This window comes from Desulfosporosinus shakirovi (genome assembly GCF_020595055.1).
Classification (GTDB): domain Bacteria; phylum Bacillota; class Desulfitobacteriia; order Desulfitobacteriales; family Desulfitobacteriaceae; genus Desulfosporosinus; species Desulfosporosinus shakirovi.
Map to the genome: position 1 here is coordinate 71,872 of NZ_JAJDOO010000003.1, position 18,849 is coordinate 90,720.

The following is an 18,849-nucleotide window of genomic DNA, read 5'->3' on the forward strand; positions in this document are numbered from 1 at the left end:
TCGTCCTGTACTCTTCGCAGAGCTGCATTAACCTATAGATTCCTTCAATATAGTGGATAAAACATTAATTGCATATAATGGCACATTCGTTAACCATTCTTCATGTCTGTAATCTGACATTGATGTGCGGATCGCATACTTCGGCTGATACTTTTGACAGAAAGTTTTTAGGCTTTTAGCCTGGAGGTTTTCTGCGGCTTTGACCTCAAGAGGCACAATATTCATTTCACTTTGGAATATGAAATCGATTTCTGCACTAGCCTTTTCTGCGGACCAGTAATATGGCGTTATTTCTCGACTGGCTATAAGCTGCTGTAGTACGTATTGCTCGGTTAAGGCACCTATAAACTCTTCAAATAGTTTGTCACCCTCAAGCAACGATTTAAGATCAAGTTCACTCATTGCACCAAGCAATCCAACGTCAAGAACAAATAATTTAAACGCATTGAAGTCTTGATAAGCCCTGAGGGGCATATCTGGCTTTGTGACTCTACTTATCTTATAGATTAATCCGCAGTCGATTAGCCAAGTCATGGCGAGCTCATACTCTCTGGCTCTTGCGCCTTGCCGTATAAGTCCGTATATAAATTTGCGGTTTTCCTTAGCAAGCTGAGCAGGCGTCGAACTCCATAACATTCGGATTCGAGGCACCGCTTCGTTGGGAGCATGCTTTGAAAAATCCTGTTCATAGGCCATTAGTATTTCCTTTTGCAGCTGACGTACTTTGCCATAATCAGAGGCTTCAATGAACGACGCAACAACTGCTGGCATGCCACCGATGTAATAATACTGTTTTAACAAATCTATGTACTTACCCTTAAAGCTTGTTATCAGATTAAAATCTTTGCTAAGGAGCAATTTTACTAATTCGTCGTTGCCCATAGCGCTTAGGAATTCCAAAAAATCCAAGGGATATAAGTCTAAAAATTCCACTTTCCCTACAGGAAACGATGTACCGGGATGGAGTGCCACGCCAAGCAATGACCCTGCAGCAATAATGTGATATTCAGGAGAATTTTCGCAAAAATATTTAAGTGAGGTCAATGCGCTCGGCACTTCTTGAACCTCATCGAAAATAATCAAGGTGTTTTGTGCCTCAATTTTAACACCAGTCTCAATTTGCAGAGCTGTGATAATTCGTTCTATGTCAAGATTGCCATTGAATAAGCTTTTCATGCGCTCATTGTTGTCAAAATTTACGTAGGCACATTTCTCATAATTAGTTTTGCCAAATTCCTGCATCAGCCATGTCTTACCAACTTGTCGAGCTCCCCTAATAATTAGTGGTTTTCTATCCTTTGAATTTTTCCAGGTGACCAAATTATCCATCGATCTCCTAAACATAAAATCACCTCTCACTCCTAACATATCCATATAATACCATGCATAAGCACAATTGTCGAACGACTATTGTGATATATTCACATTCTTTCAACTGACTTCTGAGTATCTTTGCAGCAGCATGCCTTCATCAGCATCAATTTTATTCATGCAATAACCTCCTACTGTCTCAAGAAATATATGCACTTCAAGTGGGAGTGGTACCCTTATTCGTAAACATTTCAAAGGTTTCTTCTACAGTAACACCTATGATTACCTTTTGATAATCCTCAGCATCTACTAAAGCATATACATCTTAATAAGCCCTGCGTTATCTTTTAAAGACATGAAATAGGTTAGCTTTCCGTTGATATTTAAAAGAAGAGGAGGTGCCTTTCGAACTGCACTCAGTTCTTTAGGCACCTCCTTCTTTGTTTTCATGTACCACCCTTGCGAACTTCGCGCTTAACGGCTGTTTGTTGCTGATAACTATTGTGGGTGATTGGGTGTTTTTCACAAGAGGATTATCTGTCATGTCAATGGATCCATCGGTATATATGATGAAACAAGATGGATCTGAGCTTCAAAAGATATCGCCACTTAAACTATTCAAGCCACCGTCCATGAACGGTGGCTTGTTGTCCTATGTAGCATTCTCTTACAAAATTTCATTAAGTTTGGGATAAACCGTAAGTACATTTCGATAAAATACAGCTTCGTGATACTCTTCCGGTATAACATGCTTGATAAATTCTACATAAGGTTTAATAGGTACAAGTGGCCAATCTGATCCAAACAAAACTTTATTATAGCAATTCGAAATGACTAAGGCTTGTTGAATATACTCGACGTAAAGCCTTTTATCTTTGATTTTCATCACGTGCTCTTTATTCCCTGCGATGAGTCCGGATAAGTCTGTGTAAACATTATGATTCTTGGCGGTGACCTCTGCTGCATCAATCATCCACGGGACGCCCATATGACAGATCACAAACGTAACGTCCTCTTGTTTTACAGCTAACTCATCAATCGTTAACGGATGGGAATATTTTAAAAGCCCTTTTGGGGATTGTGTATCCCCACAATGAATCGCCACGGGAACTTGGTATTTGCGAGCAAGCTCATAGATGGGATCATAAATCGAATCATACACGTAATATGGAAAATAACCGGGATAGAGTTTAATCCCTGTCACTAACCTTTTTTTAAGTTCTCCTTCAATATAATCAAGTTCTTTATGATCTTCCTTAAGCCTTTCAGGATTGACGCCTACACAAGAAAGTAAACCTTCTACAGTCCCATCTGCCAAAACAAATTCTTCCGGACTTCCCGAAGGTTGGTTGGGCTCCCGACTGGGCGTTGACATGATGATTCCAGCTACAACACCGGCTTCTTCAAACTCTTGTCTTAGCCCTTGAGCACTAAATTCCACTTGTGATATATTTTTCGCCATTTCATTAAATCCAGGGCGACAGGAAAAATGCAAATGCGCATCAATGATTTTCAAAATACCATCCCCCTTCATCGCAATGTTTCAATTGCCTGTTTCGCCCATTGAGAATCCTGTAGTACCGCGCGACCGACGCCGATGAGGCCTTGCACCACCGTCCGCTTCGGACTTGGCAGTGGCCATGGGAGGCATAATCAGACGATTATGCAGGGTCAACGAGCCCGCTTGCAATGTATCTAGTAAATGAGCCGTAAAAGGAACCCTCCTTAAATTTTAAACGTTATTCCCACTGAGAAAGCCTGTCCTATCTGACCTCGTATACGATAATAGGATTGATACATTTTTTAATATTCCCGACTGCAACGGGAATTAATGCAAATGAGTAGTGTTCATTAATTCAGTATGAACCGTTGTTAAAGCACCTAGTTCTTGAGTTTACCGGTCTGCTTTGCTTACCTTCCGAAGCCGGCCCTTAATCGGAGTGTTCTGCAGATTCTGCAGCACCAACTCACCTTTATTGTTTAAGATTTCAACAAAGGTTGATACATCCAGGATATTGATGATTCCGATATCTGCCGGGGTTATGCCCTCAATACCGCAAAGCGTGCCCACAATGTCTACGGGTCTCATCTTTGTTTTCTTCCCGGCATTCACGTGGATCTTCATGATTTCGGTACTCAACTGCACGCCTTTTGTTTCCTTGATTTCTGGCAAGGTATTGTTTTTCGCCATAAAATCTTGTTTCGACTCATGCACCCTTGCTTCTTCCGGTCTTTCCTTTAGAAGAATCTCTTTGCCGATGTAGTCGTGGATTTCCTTTAAAAACTTATCTTCGTTTTTAGTAACAAAGGTTATGGCTTTACCCAGTTTGTTGACTCGGCCTGTTCTTCCGATCCGATGAACATAGCTTTCTCGGTCGTAGGGGATGTCATAATTGATGACCAAGGTAATGTCCTCGATATCCAGACCTCTTGAGGCAACATCTGTCGCACATAGATATCTGAAATATCCTTGTTTAAAATCCTTCATGACATTCAATCGATCTCGTTGTTCCATTCCGCCATGAAGTTTATCACAAGAATAGTCCAGCTTCACGAGTTCAGTGTAAACTTCATCGACGGTTTGCTTAGTATTGCAAAAGATCATACAACTGTCCGGGTTTTCAACCATCGTTAGATCTCGAAGAAGCTTCATCTTGTCTGTCTGATCGACAAGATATCGTTCCTGAGCGATCCGATCCGCCGCCGGATTCTGTTCTTCGATTTCCACGCGGATGGGATTTCTCATAATCTTACTGCATAAAACATTGATGTCTTGGGGCATCGTCGCTGACAATAAAAGGGTCACCCGTTCGTGGGGCAAGTTGGCAATGATCCTTTCGATTTGCTCGATAAAGCCCATATTCAGCATTTCATCTGCTTCATCAATGACCAGGTATTTTATATTTGATAGATCTAAGGTCCCTCTTTCGATATGATCGATCAAGCGACCCGGAGTTCCAACCACAACATGGGTTTTTTGTTTAAGTTCCTTTTCTTGAACATGAAAAGGGTACTTACCAAAAATTGCTGCTACTTTTGTTCTTCTAAATCTGCCGATATGAAACAGATCTTCTTTGACCTGAACTGCGAGTTCTCTGGTGGGGGTAAGCACTAATGCCTGCGGTTTATTCTGTTCCCAATCCACTAGTTCACAAATAGGGATAGCAAAGGCCGCCGTCTTTCCGCTTCCGGTCTGGGACTTGACGATGATATCCTTTTGGGCCAAGACTGCCGGGATCACTTGCTCCTGGACTTTGCTGGGACTGATGAACTTTAGTAAGCTGATTGCTTTTAATAATTCACTACTTAATTGAAAGTCGTTAAAATTACCCTTGTTCATTTAGAGGTCTCTCTTTCATTATTACAATTCCTAATTCAGGCCGCCTCAAGTACGCCGAACCATAGTGCCTTTGAAAATCCTCAATAATCATTGGAACTGCAGGAGAATGAGGTAATTCCTCGACAACTTGTATTTTATCGAATATGCGCCCGAAAACTCCAAATTCAACAAAATCGTCAGCTAGAAGCACTGAAATTCCCTCTCTAGATCCACGAATCTCAGGTTGTAACAGCCTATCTTCTAAAAGGCCAAAACCTCCACCCCGGCCTGTTTTATTTTCGCCGCGTATTCCTGCAATGGCTGATCTTCGGTGAGAAGTTTGGCCGAAGGCCCCCAAATGATCAGGGATACCTTTACAGCCTTGTTTATCAATTGAACGATATCATTATACCATGAACAGGTAAATATTTTCGTAAGTAAGAAGACCCGAACTACACACGGCTGTCGGCATATTTTACCACAATGGCAGCTAACAGCAATACACACCCGTTGCATTGAAGAATCAACTCTTCTTAAGAGTCAGAAACCCATTAATATATTCCCTTAATTTTTCCAATTTAGGAGGATTCTTTATGATCCTGAGGAATATATTCATAATAAATAATATGGGGGGAAAATAAATGGCTAATATTTTAATTGTTTCCTGTTCTAAGATTCGTGATGTAAGTTGTATCGCTTGCCTGAAATGTTTTAAAGCCGCTCAGCTTAAAGAGGGTGAATTTGCTAAGTATGACTCCGTTCAGATTGTGGGTCTCAGTGGTTGTGGCGATTGCCCTGGCCTAGTTATGCCTAAAGTTGGCTTAGTTATGGAAATGGCTGATTATTTGATGCAGGATATAGATGCCATTCATATCGGCACCTGTGTAGTTAGGGCCAAAAATACTGCCGCTTGTCCGATCGACATTGACGGTATTAAAGCAAAACTGAAAGGAAAATTTGGTAAGCCAGTAGTTATAGGAACACATAATTATTAATAATTATCTGGGTAACTGTTATAATTTCTGCGGTATCGATGTGTGAATAATGGATTTAAGGGTGATGATCCCGATTCCGCAGTAAAGATCCCAACCATAATTACAAGCCACTGTTGCACTATGAACGGTGGCTTGCGTTTTCGTCCCTTATTAATTGGCTTTTGCCAATCATCGTTAAAATATCCGACAGCATTTTGTTATCTTCGATTTTTACTTTATATGTACCCAAAATACATTATATGAATGGGAGTTTAGCGAAGTTTATTATCAAAGCCATATGAGTGGAAATTAATAGAACCCACTTTGTGGTAGTCTGTGTCTAAAATGCGCAGTAAGACGCTGTTAGCCTGTTTTTATCATTGGACCCTCGCCCTAAACGGCATTTCTTTTACACCTAGTTCAATATATACATGAATGGTTAATGGAAAATCGAAATTTTTTTTGACCAAATTCGCCCTTTGGCTCAAGAAAAAGAGTTAATGACTCCCATCCATTGGGAAACATCCTTCGCACATCAGGTAGTAAATGAATATTTTTTCCCTCAGATGTTATGACTACTCTTGCTTTTGAATGATTGACAGATAAATCAGAAGGAGTTACTATCCCAATACTGAACTCACCTTTGTATATGTGTTTACTTGGATTGTGAACATCTACCTGAAGTTTGACCGTAAAATTAGGACTATGATTGGTTGAATAATCCCAGTTAAGGTTCACTTCAGGATTATCTTCTATTTTAGTCCCACTAACATAAAACTCTAAACTAAACTCCGAATTTCTTAATTGTTCTTTCGAGTGATCCATTCCCCATCTAATACGTTTCTCAAGTAGGTGTTTCAGTTTGTGTAATTTACCTTCGTAAACTATATGAGGATAATGCCTTAGATCAAATGGAATATCTTCAACCTTCTGGTAAGTAATATGACTCTTTTGCCGAGTGCATGAGAGTAACCAGTTTCATAAAAAACATTAGGATTTTTACCAGTCATATCTGCTACGACGAAGTCTGCTTTCGTTATTTGGTTATATATCCTATCAAGGATACTCCCATCAAAATACTGCTCATCAACTCTTTCACAATAAGCCCCAGCATCATAGCAGGCTGGCTTAATTGCTACTTTATATACATCATCAAAAACTGTCGTAAACGGCATTAAAACAAACACAAAAGGTTTTGGTTGACAGTTTTGCACGCTATCTCTCTCTTAATCTTTTAAACTACTTGCATGGCTAATTGCGTCTAACGCTAGGATAACTATGCTGTTAGTATTTCCCTCTAAGACTTAGTGATCTGTTACACGGTGTCTCTAATATTCTTCTATCACACAGTCATATAGACAACTTACTATCTATTTCAACAAAGTTACAGGCATTCCTTCATTAGGGTAAATATATGACCATAAATACTTATAGGCGTCTAAGTTATGGAACGAGGCACATAAATCTCTCGCAAAAGACTGCAAATCCATTAACACAAAAAGAAGAATAGAAACAACGAACCCGCAGGGTTGGCAGTATGCTGACTTTGCGAGGTTTTTGTGTATTTAATAAACGATATTTCATTGTATAATAATTTTAAATACAGAATTGAAAGATTGTCCGGAATAATTTTTTCATTGATATGCATCACGATTCCCCCCCAAATTTATGAGGAAGTGAGTAACATGTTAACAATCGATGAGTATATTGCCAAAATGAAAAAATCAGACAAAACTGGACGAATTTGATTATACAAAACAGTCGGAAAACATGAGCGCTGTCATGAAATATATTTTTTTTGTTAATTAGGCTACAAAGTGGATTTAATCAATGCTGTTCTATTGTTATAACATTTTTTATCTGGTCATTGGATCAGTACAACGACACCCTTAAACTTCTTTTTATAGTGGGGGTTAGTTCTCATTTCCAGCGCAAGTTGTAGGTGCGCCCCATAAAGTACAGGAAGCCTCAGAAAGCGAAGAGGGTCGATTAACTCTAGCGAAGGAATATGAACCCATAAAAACTGGGGCGAGCGAGGAATCGACCTTGCGGCGAGGAATTAGATAAAACTACATAATTCAAACCTGTCATCAGGGCGCATTTAAAGACAGGAAAAATAAGTAGAAAACATTTAATATATAAATAGAGGAGGGGCTTTATGGATTGGCTTGACGCAATGAACAGGCAGTAGAATATCTAGAGGCTAACATTACTGAAAAGTTGGATATTGAGAAGGTGGCGAAAATTGCCTTATCATCCACGTTTCACTTTCAGCGTATGTATCATATGATAACCGGTGTTACTATAGCCGAATATATGCGCAGAAGAAGGCTTACCCTCGCTGCGCAGGATATTTTATCCGGTAAAAAGATCATCGATGTAGCTTATAGGTATGGCTATGAAACGCCCGAAGCCTTCACAAAAGCTTTTGGAAAAATGCATGGAATAAGCCCTTCGGCTGCGCGCGAGCTGGGAGCAAATCTCAAGGCATATCCAAAACTCTCCTTTCACATTTCAATAAAAGGAGATAAAGATATGAATTATAAGATTGTTGATAAAGGAATCTTCACTGTAGTAGGTAAACAAAGAAGGATAACCATGGTGGACGGAGAAAACTTTATACAGGTACCAGCATTCTGGGACGATTGCATAAAGGATGGTTCATACGAGTGGATCAGCTCAAAGGCAGGCAAGCTTGGTCTCCTAGGTATAAGTAAGGATTTCGGTAAAGATGAATTTAATTATATAGTAGGAGTTGAGGAAATCAAAGACACCCTTCCGAAAGGATATGTTTCGGCAAATATACCGGCTGCAACCTGGGCTGTATTTGAATCAGTTGGAGCACTTCCTGAAACTCTCACGGATATAATTCGAAGGATATATTCAGAGTGGTTCCCAGCTACAGGATATCAGCATGATTTGTGCACACCAGTGCTTGAGGTTTATCCTGAAGGTGATAAATTCTCTCCAGATTACAGATGTGAGTATTGGGTTCCGCTTAAGAAGTAAAAGAGATGAGTATTCAACACGCTCTTGGAGATGGATGATTAAAAAGCAGAAAACCTTGCCGATTAAAAAGCCCCCTCACCAAGGGGGCTTTACGTGATCTTTATTATCAGACTTTATGAGTTCAATAAGAATAAAGTACGTTAAGGTTTAATTTTGAATCTAAATAGAAGGAGAGATTTTATGCGGAAATATCTTGTAGTCTTATTAATAATTTGCAGCGTCCTTTTTACGACTAATGTATTTGCTGCTCAAAGTACTAAAAGTGATCCTCAAATAACTAAGAGGTTATATTATTAATTGGTCCTTGATTACAAGTGAAGTCTTGTTAGAGGCGATGATTACTGCGGTTAATAAAAGTATTGAACCATTAATAAGTTGTATCTTTGAATCCATAGAAAACAAGTAACTGCACAAAGCAATAAAACGCACCTAGGGCCAGGTGCGTTTTAAATCGGCGTAACTTGTCGATCCGCCGAGTATTGATAAAATACAAATAAAATAGGCAGCCTGTTCCCAGACAACCTGCTTATCCGAATCTTGAGATATTTTCCTACAGCGTGTCAAGAAAATTCTCTTTCATATTATCAGGAATATCCATCTGATTTATAATAAAGTAATATTTGCCGTCTATATAACCTACATAATTTCTAACCCTCCTGGAATTATCATATATTATTGTTACCTCATATAATTTATCATTTATCTTATAAAACTCATCAATTTTATAAGCTTTCAGAGGCTCTCTACCCGGTATATTCTTGTAAAACTCATGTTCTTCTTTATAATAGCAGTATTCCAAAGCTTTGGGAAAATCGCCTTCTTTACATAAAGAAAGATATGTCTTAGTAACAGTCTTCACTTCTTTTGGTATAAAGATTTTGTTTTGATTGTCATAAAGATAATATGCTGCTATAACAAGTACCGATAATAGTAATACGCAGTATATTATCTTTTTTTTATCATTTACAAAAGTCATCTAATTTTCCCTTCCTTTCCGCTTTAGCCGAAAGATACTTTTTCGTGAGAAATATAACAACAATGCCTGGAGTACGTGGTGGAAAAGGCGGCACGGAAGAGCTTTTGAGGGCACATTTTTGTAGCTGTGCTGAGGGACGGCCGCTACACGTATGTGGAGGCATTCCCGGATGAGAAGGCAGAAAGCTGGAGGTGCCGTTTTTTTTCAGTCTAAATCAGCTGCTCTCACCAGCCTCGTATCGGAGCTTGTAAAAGACGAAGATATCGATGATGAAACGCTGGATAGGCTGGAAGCTATACTGCGCGAGAAGAGGCGCGGAGGTTAATAGGATATGATGATTACGGCCTATTCAGTTCTTATGGCTATCCTATGGTGCAACGTATTTATTTGCATTGTAGCGCTGATAAGGCGACGTGACAGTTTTATTATTCATTTCAGTATTTTTCCGTTGTTTTTTTTGGTATTCGCCAGTATTTTTCGGCTGCTGTGCTCTATAGAACTTCCGATCACAACTGTCATCCGATCTGAAGTGATCTTACCGGCTGTGATAGATTCTTTTACAAAACCACTGGTCATTATGGGTAGCAGCGATAGTGCAGTAAATATCGCTACTATGCTGATTGTTATTTGGGCAGGGGGATGTTTCTACCACATTCAAAAATACATAAGGTCATTAATACGGTTCAATAAAAGGATAGCCAATGTTCCAGGAACAAGTGAGCCGCAGATACTCACAGCAGTCAATGAAATAGTTACCGAAAGCGGGAAAAGCCACCTAGTAAAAATTATTAAGTCTACGGAAGTCATATCCCCAATGGTAACCGGTTTCTTTCAACCTGTGATTTTCCTTCCGGATATTGAACTTTCCGATAGTGAACTTAAGAACATCCTGCTGCACGAATGGACACATTTTTTACATAAAGACGCCTGGGTTAAACTGATGATGCATGTGATACTATCAGTATTCTGGTGGAATCCGTTGATTCATCTCCTGAACAAAGATTTGGATCATATACTCGAGATTCGATGTGATTTAAAACTTAGTGCTCAATGGGATATGGAAAAGCGGTTTTATTATCTGGAAAATATCACAAAAATCATTAAATGGGCACGTTGTAAGAAATCCCTCCTTGATACACCGTTCCACGCTACTGCCTTAATCAGCACAAAAAGATCTTCGAAGATTGAACAGAGGTTTAATTTAGTCTTAAATACAGAATTACCGAAACAATATCCTTTACCAAGCCTGTTGATCTGCGGTCTGACGCTGTTAGTTTTAGGGTTTTCGTATATATTTGTGCTCCAGCCAGCGGGGTTTCCTACGACTGAACCGGGATACGAGGATTTTTATATGGTCACGCCTGAAAACGCCTATTTGATAATCAATGAAGACAGCACCTATTCCTTATATGTGGATGGCCAATACAAATTAAAGTTAAAGACAATAGATAGTGAGCCGTATTTGACATTGCCAATAAAATAAACAAACTATACGGAAAGGGGACTCTATTACGATGAAGAGAGTTTTAACTGGTTTTTCTATTTTTGCCTTAACGGTGATCTTTCTAGGAGGTGGTTTTTCTTCTGTGGGTGAAGTCTATGCAGCTGAAATAAACAGCAAACTGAACATTTCAGGCTATGAAGAGACTTCGGTGGCTCGCGCCGAAGAAACTGTTTGGTATTACAGGATGCAAAATGGTTTAACGGAAAAACGCCTGTGGTCTATTACCAGAAGAGTATGGCTCACCGATTGGATGCCCGCGTAACCAAGTGATGTAATTATAGAAACTTAGAAATGATGTCACATTTGATTGCAGAGAAAACCAAGCAAAAGGTTGATCTCTGCTTTTTGTCGTGGCCTCTAGTATAAAAATGAAATTATGATAAGATTTAGAGATGCATGACCTGCTGACTATTCACAGGGTTCAGGCCGCCTCATAACACGAGGCGGTCTATTTGTTCAACACCTAGGCAATTTCTCCTTCAAAGATTAATTCTCCCTGCCCACACGGAAAAGGAGAGTTCCATGCCGCATCAAATCAAACGTTTTTTTAACAGGTACCTTTCAAATAACCCGAAGCAGTGTACCTCATCTAAAAATCACCTTCAAAGGCCCGACCACATATTCTATCTATATATGGATAAAGGATGGAAAACCGAGATGAATAATGTGGTCAACGAACGTACGCCCCTTGTGATTGCTTCTGAGATTAACATGCTTAAAGAACACACCCATAAAACCGTGCTTATCAACTCCGTTGAGATCGGCCGGCGTCTGACAGAAGCCAAGGCAATGCTTAAGCATGGGGAATGGGGCCAGTGGCTGAAAGAATCAGTCAGTTACTCCCAAAGCACCGCCACCAGACTCATGCAAATGTATAAGGAGTACGGCCCCAAACTCCTCGACGTTTCCGAAGGAAACAACAGCTCAAATTGTGCAGCGCTGCACAATTTGACTTACACCCAAGCCCTTATCCTCTTAGGTGTCCCGGAAGAAGAGCGGGAGAAATTCGTTGAAGACAATGCAATTGATAATATGTCCACCCGGGAGCTGCAGCAAACAGTCAACGAAAAGAACCAGGCGATTGAGGACAGAGATCAGGCCCAAGCAGAAAAAGCTCAGGCCATTGAGGAGAAAGAAAGCCTTAAAAAAGAGCTGGACGGCAAAGACAGGGAAATTGCCCGCTTAAGCAACCAGACCCAAGATCTGGCGAAACAGGTGGATGACTTTAAACTAAAGTATTAAAAGGAGCTTGCTAAAGTCGCTGAAAAGCAGCCGGAACTGAAGGAAGTTACAGAAGCGGCTCCCTCAGCCGAGAAAATCAGCGAGCTGGAAGAACAGCTCAAAACGGCACAGGCCAAAAACTCCAGCATACCCTACGACGCCCAATTTTCCATTCACCGCGAAAACATCCGCAAGACCTTTGAAGAGCTGCTAAGAAGTCTTACCGCCTTAGCCAAAATAGACCCGAAACAAAAAGAAATAAACCGGGCGGCTGCCCAGGAAATGTTGCAAAACATGGCTAATATGCTAAAAGAATGGCCTCCCGCTATCAAGACAAATTTACGGATTAATAATTAAGATCTTGCAATGTTCATGGTAAGACATTCAGAAATCATCAGAAATAAACCCTATGTGACCTGGTTGCATATTTTACAATCTATGGATATAATATTAAATAAGGACTGACATGTTGCTAGCACGCCAGCCCGGCAGATTGTCTAACCGAAGGGTTAGCCAGAATCAGAGGTTATAAGAAATAACCGCAGTCCTTGGAAGGGGCGGTTATTTCTTTTTCATGATCATAACAACGAGTGTAGCAAATGCAATCATTAGATACATCGCCTCAACCATTGAGATCATCCTACCACCCCCTTTCTGAAGGGTGTGGCTAACCGTCCCTCGACAACCTGTTACAGATATTATAGCATAATCTTCCAGACAAAATGATGAAACTTATCCCAGACTATTCTAGGGCTCAGGCCGCCTCATAACACGAGGCGGCTTATTGTTTCTTTATAAACAACAAATTTACATTCCACTTCCTAACCACAAATTCTGAATTCCTCAAAAGGCATCAGGATATACGGTAGAGAACTCATTTTCCTTATTACTACTTCTTTTTCATTATCGACGAGAATTCTTCAATATTACAATATTATACAATACTCGACTCGCTTGATAAAATGTTTATGTCGTCGTCGCTAAAACAAAAAAATAGGCCATCCTTTTAAAAAGGTCTCTAGCCTATTCTCAAACTTCTAGTTCGCCCTATGTTTATAGTCTTATACTGCACCTATAGATAATTTTATGCTTCCATGAACTCTAATAATCAGTCAGAACGGATCGTTTCCTTATTGGTATAGACAGTATTCACACCGCCTTGTTCTTCATTTTGAGTAACTGTGATTTCAAAATCATGGATTTTTCGCACCTTATTTTCTAAGAAACCGCCTTCTACTGAATCCTCAGTTTGAGTCCATAAATCCAAAGACAGCAACACTACATTTTTAGATAACTTCAAACCATCCTCACTACGGTAGGTAGCATTTAATCCTGCAGCCAATACCACCCGTCCAATACCGTTGTTGTCCACAATGAACAGAGTAGATGAAGTGTCATCTTTAAGGTTTTTTCCTACTCCAACTAGCATAATCGGAGCATTTTCACTACTGCCTTTCACATAGTCCAATAGTTCAAAATCCGGAAATTCCTGCGAGAAATTTGCCAGAAAAATATCCGCTCGGTTAGAATCAATGTTATTTTTTGATTTAGTTTGCTCTGAGATATTTTCTTGAACACTGTTTGCAGATGGCGGCGCACCCTTGGAAGCACAACCGCTTAACAGACACAATAATGAAATTAGTAGCAACAAATCCAACTTTATAAACCGTTTCATCTCTCTTCAAGTAGGGTCCTGTAACTTCCCTTTGGAGTATATACCTTTATTCCTGCCGGAAGCTCGCTTGCTTTATTTATTACAGAAGCTACTTTGTAATGAACACCACTTTTTATTGGTGCATAAGATCCCTTAAGTGTTTCATATTCATAGAAAAAATCGTTCGGATAGCCATCCATATAAACCTTGTATTTGAGTACTCCAGCAGTTTTTATAGCAGGAATATACACTTTTAACACCTCAAATCTTCCTGGGGGAACATCATATGATGAGCCAGCTGATCTTCCTTTATACCATTTACGTGTCCCAGTCACTTCAACACCAACTTCTGCTGCTACTTTGGCAAAGATAACTCCCTCTTCTGTTGATCCGTTAGCATGGCCGGAAATCGCAGCTGATATCTCTCCAGTGGTTTCGTATTCATATATAAGCCTTAGAGGACTATGACCATCTCTATTATCTCCCGATACTTGCCCTAAAGACTTGTTGGTCCAGTCGGTAGTTGTATAATTGGGTTCATAACCAACGCATTCTCTTAAGTATATTCCTGTGGGTACAAATTTATTATCCGTATTTTCAGCAGCAAAAGCTCCATTCGTCATTCCAAGCAAACACATTCCAACAGCCAAGCACGCAAAAAGTAATTTTTTCATTGTAATTCCTCCTTCTTCTTAATATTAATAGGGTTAAACGTCAATTCCGCTATAAATTTATATGAGGTTGGCGAAAGCACTTCCTGTGACAGAATTTTGTAGTCTGCAAGTTGTTCTGATTGCTTGTTAAGTATTTCAGTATAAAATTCAACAATAGAAGCGTCGGGACTTACCCGTGAATCATTGGATAGAGCAACCATTTGCTTAATATCACCTTTTTGAGTAGCCAGCAAATATGAAGATAATACACTATTGGCTTCTTTAGTGCCACTATTGACTTCGGCAGTACCATTAGCTAAGGCATTCATTGGCAATAAAGACATTAACAGCATAACGATTACCAATACGACACTTGCTTTTATTTCCATAAAAATTCCCTCCACTTTTCTTTTTTGTGTATCAGATTTTTGTTGTGCTATTCTCCTCCTTTCCACAGATTTTATAATTCCCTTACCTGACACGTAAATTATGTCTAGTAAGTGACTTATTAATTGTCACTCTCTGTAAATTATGCTATTTGTTCTTTAGAATTTTTTGACGATATGAAAGCTGACATCAATATTTGAGGACCCAAGCACATAATAAAAATAATTGCTAAGGCTTTAGGAACATTCTCAAACCCACCATAGCTGCCATTCACTCCGTGGTTGTACATGTAACAATTAATTTGGGTGCCTACCACGAATAGAAAAAGTCCAGCAAAACTCGTTATAGTAGACACTAGACCAGTTTTAACACTTCTACTGATTCGGTATACGACAAGGAAGCTAATGATATTGACAACAACCAAGAGCAGAGCAAACCTAATACGAGGGAATACCTCCATAAAGTAAATAGCTGTCAGGATAAAACCTTGACACCAAATTATGACTTTACTTATATTCCTTGGAGCAAAAATAGCTGCAAGTGAAGATATGATTACCAACACTCCAACTAAGTAAATTAGTTCTGCTAGAATTGGGATATTTACCCCAAGCACTATTTGGTCTCCCACCCCAATAATTCGTAATAGACTGTTGCCCATATCCGCTGTTCCCAAAATACCTAGAACTAAAAGTATTCCTATACCCATGCCAACAAGCCTAGGTCTATGAACACGGTCAAGCTGCTCCCCGACAACAATGGGATCGCCCATCTCAGCAATTGCCTTGTCTGTTGCCTCTTCTTCATTAAGTCCGTCATTAATGAAGGCGTTCTTTTGATCAATTATATGGTTTTCAATTTCCTCTAAAACAGAAGCCTGAGCCTTTTTCCAACGTATCTGTCGGCACACGACTTCCAAATAATCGGTAATTTTGCTAGGTTGTTGCAAAACCCGCACCTCCCAAAACAGCATTTACAGCAGCAGTAAATGTTTCCCATTCTTCTTTTTTCTCGTTCAAATGCTTGCGACCTTTTTTTGTGATACTGTAATACTTTCGTACCCTCGCATTATCAACGGTCTCTTCGTAAGAAGTGAGCATATCCTTTTGCTCTAAGGTGTGGAGCAATGGATATAATGTTCCTGCTTTTAACTCAAAAGTATTGTTTGACTTTTTTCTGAGTTCTTCAATCATCTGGTAGCCGTACATATTTTTTTCGTCAAGTAGCTTTAAGATAAGTATGGTGGTACTTCCAGTTAAAAGACTTTTATTGATTGCCATATTCGGGCCTCCATATGTAGATAATCTATATAACTATAATATATAGAACATCTACCTATGTCAATACAAAAAATACAGGAATGGGAAACACTTCCTCCACCGTAACCCCTTGTCGTCCAGAAGGACTGTTGTTAACCCAACGTATCTCTTTCCGTTTACTGTGTTTGTAGCACAGTAGATAATACCATTGAACTCTTTCGAAATATAAACCCACACACGCTTTCGTTCTGAAAGTCATGTAGGAATAGGAAGTCAGGCCGTTTCGTGACATAAAAAAAAGAGCATAGACTTCGCTAGTCCCGCTCCCTGTGTTAAATACGAATTACTCTTCAATTATCTGGATGTCGCCAAGAAATGATTGGTCAGAGTATCTCTCGATTGTACCTACTAAACCACTGAAAAATCCTGTCTTCTCACAACCTTTCTTACCCATTATGCTGCTATTGCTCATAGGATTAAATCCTCATCCGAGTTTTCCAGTTCATCCCACTTAGAGGTAGCAGTCTTAGCTTTCTCTGTAGCTGTAAATACTTCTAATGCTGGTGTTGCCATCCAACCACACATCGCAGGAATAGTCGGTGCTGGATACATTGGTTTTGACCAGCGTTTTTTGTACTGGGTTATTATAGTATGAATAATGTTCCTGACCTCTTCGTCTGAGTAAGTCTTCATCAGGTTCTTGATTTGTGTCGTATCTTTTGCCCACTGCACCTTTTAGGCATAGCCGAACTCTTTCTCATACTCTTCACAGAAAAGCATAATCATGTTCTTTGGAGTAGACCGCACTTCCAGCGTTTCCTCGTCAATAACAGGATTGTCGGTATCAATGGCAAAATTATACCGTAACTTCTTCCTTGCCCCCGTGCCTGTGACTTTCCGTGTCACCACTGGCAGACCGTCAATCCTAAGTTCAAGCAACCCCTTTACCGCAGTATTCACAGTGTTCTAGACTACCCCTGTGACCTCTGAGATATATCGCATGGAGGGGAAAGCTACTCCGTCATCATCAATATGGCTGGCAATCGCCAAGAGGACTTTCAATTGGGCAGGAGTTAGCTTGGCAAGGATACCCTTTTTCTGATCAACTCGGTATCTAGGGAAAGCATTACAATAACATCACCATTGGAGTCGAATTTTTTGTCTAAGGATAAAAACATTTTAATCATCAATCCCATCCTCACTTTGTTTTTGTTTTTGTTTTACAGTAATTATGTAGGTGAGGATTTTGTTCTGTGACTTTCCCTTGTATCAATTTTTGCAACAACTATCAAAAATCGACGGAACTTGTCGTTCCGTGCAGGTTCCTGCAGGTTCCTGGACCCGACGCGGAACGACAAAAAGTGACTGCCCGTAAGCATGTTCCGCCGAGTAATAACCCCCGTGTTTTTCAGGAGGGACTTTGATCCGGCATGCAGGGTGCATGCAATGTTTAGGTTTAGGTGCAGGAATTTCTGTACCTAAATGAATATATTCTTCAGGAGTCAAGTCAGTAAAATAAATGAGCTGCAAGACAATCACTCTCCTTGCAACTCATTGTGTCCAATTTATCTTTACTAAAATAATGTACAAATGTTTCTTATATTAAAATGGTATGAATATCAATCTCAGATTCTTTAATCTGAAAATAGGCAAGCTTATCTTACTACTTTAAATTGAAAACCTACACTATCCCGCTATTAAGTCCTTGCTGCCGCTTATTTCATCATTCTGTGCATGGTTTTGACCAGCTCATCGATGACTTGCTCGTTGCCCTCCTGAAGTTGCTCAAGCACACAGGATTTCATGTGTTTTTCCCGAAGAAGCTTGGAGACTCCGTTAAGAGCAGCTTGAGCCGAAGCAATCTGGTTTAATACATCGTCACAGTAGGCATGATTTTCAATCATTCCTTTGATACCCCGAATCTGGCCTTCGATGCGATTCATCCGGTTGGCCAATTCACGAATGGTCTTTTCATTATGATGGCTTAGTCTTTCACTTTTCTGAGAATTTGAGTCATGACAAGCTGGACAGTGTTCCATTTTTTTGTCCATAAGTGTCCACCTCCTGAAATTAGTATACCCCCCTATCTATTTGTCAAATATAATTTAATAAATAAAATGCTCCTCCAACCCAGTCCGGTTAGTAAAACCCACTGCAGTCAGAGGAGCACATCTCTATCAGTTAGCAAATTAAATCAAGCGAAGGGGCTTCCCAGGTGTTGCAGAGTCCTAGCTCCTGGAAATAAAAATAACGCCGGCAATAACCAACACCGTTCCCAGCACCCGGTAAAAGGAAATATTCTCTTTAAAGACCATAACCGAAAACGCCATGATAAAAATATAGCCCAGGCTAACAAAAGGGTACGCATAGCTTAATTCCGTCTTAGTCAACACTTTAATCCATAATATGAAGCTTACCCCGTAGAAAAACAGCCCCGACATCACCGGGAAGTTTTGCATAATTGCACCGAGGCTTCTCAGTAAATGCTCAGGAGCAAAATCCAGTTCAAGATTTTTTGCTCCGATTTTTACGAGGATCTGGCCAAATGCTCCCAGAATCACCGAGATGATAATTTGCCCTAACAT

25 protein-coding genes and 1 pseudogene are annotated in these 18,849 nt (G+C 39.8%); 6 read left to right on the forward strand and 20 right to left on the reverse strand.

The window, feature by feature from the left end; translation table 11 throughout:
* Positions 1-27 precede the first annotated feature (27 nt).
* The 6 genes from LJE72_RS03815 to LJE72_RS03840 form a co-directional block, all read right to left on the reverse strand.
* On the reverse strand, positions 28-1,344 hold the full coding sequence (locus LJE72_RS03815; protein WP_229246304.1) for an ATP-binding protein: 1,317 nt from the start codon (positions 1,342-1,344) through the stop codon (positions 28-30).
* A gap of 276 nt (positions 1,345-1,620) precedes the next feature.
* Positions 1,621-1,761 carry a hypothetical protein gene (locus tag LJE72_RS03820; RefSeq protein WP_229246503.1) on the reverse strand — a complete coding sequence of 47 codons (141 nt, stop codon included), beginning with the start codon at positions 1,759-1,761 and terminating at the stop codon, positions 1,621-1,623.
* A 217-nt stretch (positions 1,762-1,978) separates the two neighbouring features.
* Positions 1,979-2,827 (reverse strand): amidohydrolase family protein, encoded by an 849-nt coding sequence (locus tag LJE72_RS03825; RefSeq protein WP_229246305.1) that lies wholly within the window; start codon positions 2,825-2,827, stop codon positions 1,979-1,981.
* A 378-nt stretch (positions 2,828-3,205) separates the two neighbouring features.
* On the reverse strand, positions 3,206-4,651 hold the full coding sequence (locus tag LJE72_RS03830; protein ID WP_229246306.1) for a DEAD/DEAH box helicase: 1,446 nt from the start codon (positions 4,649-4,651) through the stop codon (positions 3,206-3,208).
* Entirely contained in the window at positions 4,638-4,841 is a 204-nt protein-coding gene (locus LJE72_RS03835) for a hypothetical protein (RefSeq protein WP_229246307.1), read from the reverse strand. The genes LJE72_RS03830 and LJE72_RS03835 overlap by 14 nt, the downstream gene beginning before the upstream one ends.
* A gap of 50 nt (positions 4,842-4,891) precedes the next feature.
* Positions 4,892-5,146, reverse strand: coding sequence for a hypothetical protein (locus LJE72_RS03840; RefSeq protein ID WP_229246308.1), 255 nt, complete (start codon positions 5,144-5,146; stop codon positions 4,892-4,894).
* Between the two features lie 125 nt (positions 5,147-5,271).
* Between LJE72_RS03840 and LJE72_RS03845 the strand changes: the two genes are divergently transcribed.
* Positions 5,272-5,625, forward strand: coding sequence for a CGGC domain-containing protein (locus LJE72_RS03845; RefSeq protein ID WP_229246309.1), 354 nt, complete (start codon positions 5,272-5,274; stop codon positions 5,623-5,625).
* Between the two features lie 399 nt (positions 5,626-6,024).
* Here LJE72_RS03845 and LJE72_RS03850 read toward each other — a convergent pair whose 3' ends face one another.
* Positions 6,025-6,429 carry a hypothetical protein gene (locus LJE72_RS03850; RefSeq protein WP_229246310.1) on the reverse strand — a complete coding sequence of 135 codons (405 nt, stop codon included), beginning with the start codon at positions 6,427-6,429 and terminating at the stop codon, positions 6,025-6,027.
* A 77-nt stretch (positions 6,430-6,506) separates the two neighbouring features.
* On the reverse strand, positions 6,507-6,818 hold the full coding sequence (locus LJE72_RS03855; RefSeq protein ID WP_229246311.1) for a hypothetical protein: 312 nt from the start codon (positions 6,816-6,818) through the stop codon (positions 6,507-6,509).
* A 944-nt stretch (positions 6,819-7,762) separates the two neighbouring features.
* Here LJE72_RS03855 and LJE72_RS03860 point away from each other — a divergent pair.
* A pseudogene (locus LJE72_RS03860) lies at positions 7,763-8,613 on the forward strand (AraC family transcriptional regulator).
* 550 nt (positions 8,614-9,163) lie between these two features.
* Here LJE72_RS03860 and LJE72_RS03865 read toward each other — a convergent pair.
* Complete coding sequence (locus tag LJE72_RS03865; protein ID WP_229246313.1) at positions 9,164-9,589, reverse strand: hypothetical protein; 426 nt, start codon at positions 9,587-9,589, stop codon at positions 9,164-9,166.
* A 169-nt stretch (positions 9,590-9,758) separates the two neighbouring features.
* Between LJE72_RS03865 and LJE72_RS03870 the strand changes: the two genes are divergently transcribed.
* The 4 genes from LJE72_RS03870 (at position 9,759) to LJE72_RS26470 (ending at position 12,335) form a co-directional block, all read left to right on the forward strand.
* Positions 9,759-9,914: a hypothetical protein gene (locus tag LJE72_RS03870; protein WP_229246314.1), complete on the forward strand. Its 156-nt coding sequence runs from the start codon at positions 9,759-9,761 to the stop codon at positions 9,912-9,914.
* Between the two features lie 6 nt (positions 9,915-9,920).
* A complete protein-coding gene (locus tag LJE72_RS03875) occupies positions 9,921-11,072 on the forward strand; it encodes a M56 family metallopeptidase (protein WP_229246315.1) in 1,152 nt (383 codons plus the stop codon).
* A 31-nt stretch (positions 11,073-11,103) separates the two neighbouring features.
* Positions 11,104-11,355 (forward strand): hypothetical protein, encoded by a 252-nt coding sequence (locus tag LJE72_RS03880; protein ID WP_229246316.1) that lies wholly within the window; start codon positions 11,104-11,106, stop codon positions 11,353-11,355.
* Positions 11,356-11,750: 395 nt separating this feature from the next.
* Positions 11,751-12,335, forward strand: coding sequence for a DUF3102 domain-containing protein (locus LJE72_RS26470; protein WP_312038889.1), 585 nt, complete (start codon positions 11,751-11,753; stop codon positions 12,333-12,335).
* A gap of 1,087 nt (positions 12,336-13,422) precedes the next feature.
* Here the strand turns inward: LJE72_RS26470 and LJE72_RS03890 are convergent.
* The 11 genes from LJE72_RS03890 to LJE72_RS03935 form a co-directional block, all read right to left on the reverse strand.
* Positions 13,423-13,989 carry a hypothetical protein gene (locus LJE72_RS03890; RefSeq protein WP_229246317.1) on the reverse strand — a complete coding sequence of 189 codons (567 nt, stop codon included), beginning with the start codon at positions 13,987-13,989 and terminating at the stop codon, positions 13,423-13,425.
* Positions 13,986-14,642 carry a hypothetical protein gene (locus LJE72_RS03895; RefSeq protein ID WP_229246318.1) on the reverse strand — a complete coding sequence of 219 codons (657 nt, stop codon included), beginning with the start codon at positions 14,640-14,642 and terminating at the stop codon, positions 13,986-13,988. The genes LJE72_RS03890 and LJE72_RS03895 overlap by 4 nt, the downstream gene beginning before the upstream one ends.
* The gene (locus tag LJE72_RS03900; protein ID WP_229246319.1) at positions 14,639-15,010 is read right to left on the reverse strand and encodes a hypothetical protein; all 372 of its coding nucleotides are present in this window, start codon (positions 15,008-15,010) and stop codon (positions 14,639-14,641) included. Before LJE72_RS03900 ends, LJE72_RS03895 begins: the two co-directional genes overlap by 4 nt.
* A 140-nt stretch (positions 15,011-15,150) precedes the next feature.
* Positions 15,151-15,954, reverse strand: a complete 804-nt coding sequence (locus LJE72_RS03905; RefSeq protein ID WP_229246320.1) for a permease prefix domain 1-containing protein — start codon at positions 15,952-15,954, stop codon at positions 15,151-15,153.
* Entirely contained in the window at positions 15,941-16,285 is a 345-nt protein-coding gene (locus tag LJE72_RS03910; RefSeq protein ID WP_014904158.1) for a PadR family transcriptional regulator, read from the reverse strand. Before LJE72_RS03910 ends, LJE72_RS03905 begins: the two co-directional genes overlap by 14 nt.
* Positions 16,286-16,732: 447 nt before the next feature.
* On the reverse strand, positions 16,733-16,996 hold the full coding sequence (locus tag LJE72_RS03915; protein WP_229246321.1) for a hypothetical protein: 264 nt from the start codon (positions 16,994-16,996) through the stop codon (positions 16,733-16,735).
* 3 nt (positions 16,997-16,999) lie between these two features.
* The gene (locus tag LJE72_RS03920; protein ID WP_229246322.1) at positions 17,000-17,224 is read right to left on the reverse strand and encodes a hypothetical protein; all 225 of its coding nucleotides are present in this window, start codon (positions 17,222-17,224) and stop codon (positions 17,000-17,002) included.
* A 6-nt stretch (positions 17,225-17,230) separates the two neighbouring features.
* Entirely contained in the window at positions 17,231-17,353 is a 123-nt protein-coding gene (locus tag LJE72_RS26680) for a helix-turn-helix domain-containing protein (protein WP_396390392.1), read from the reverse strand.
* A 180-nt stretch (positions 17,354-17,533) separates the two neighbouring features.
* Positions 17,534-17,794, reverse strand: a complete 261-nt coding sequence (locus LJE72_RS03925; protein WP_229246323.1) for a hypothetical protein — start codon at positions 17,792-17,794, stop codon at positions 17,534-17,536.
* Positions 17,795-17,979: 185 nt separating this feature from the next.
* A complete protein-coding gene (locus LJE72_RS03930; protein WP_229246324.1) occupies positions 17,980-18,315 on the reverse strand; it encodes a metal-sensitive transcriptional regulator in 336 nt (111 codons plus the stop codon).
* A gap of 177 nt (positions 18,316-18,492) precedes the next feature.
* Entirely contained in the window at positions 18,493-18,849 is a 357-nt protein-coding gene (locus LJE72_RS03935; RefSeq protein ID WP_229246325.1) for an SMR family transporter, read from the reverse strand.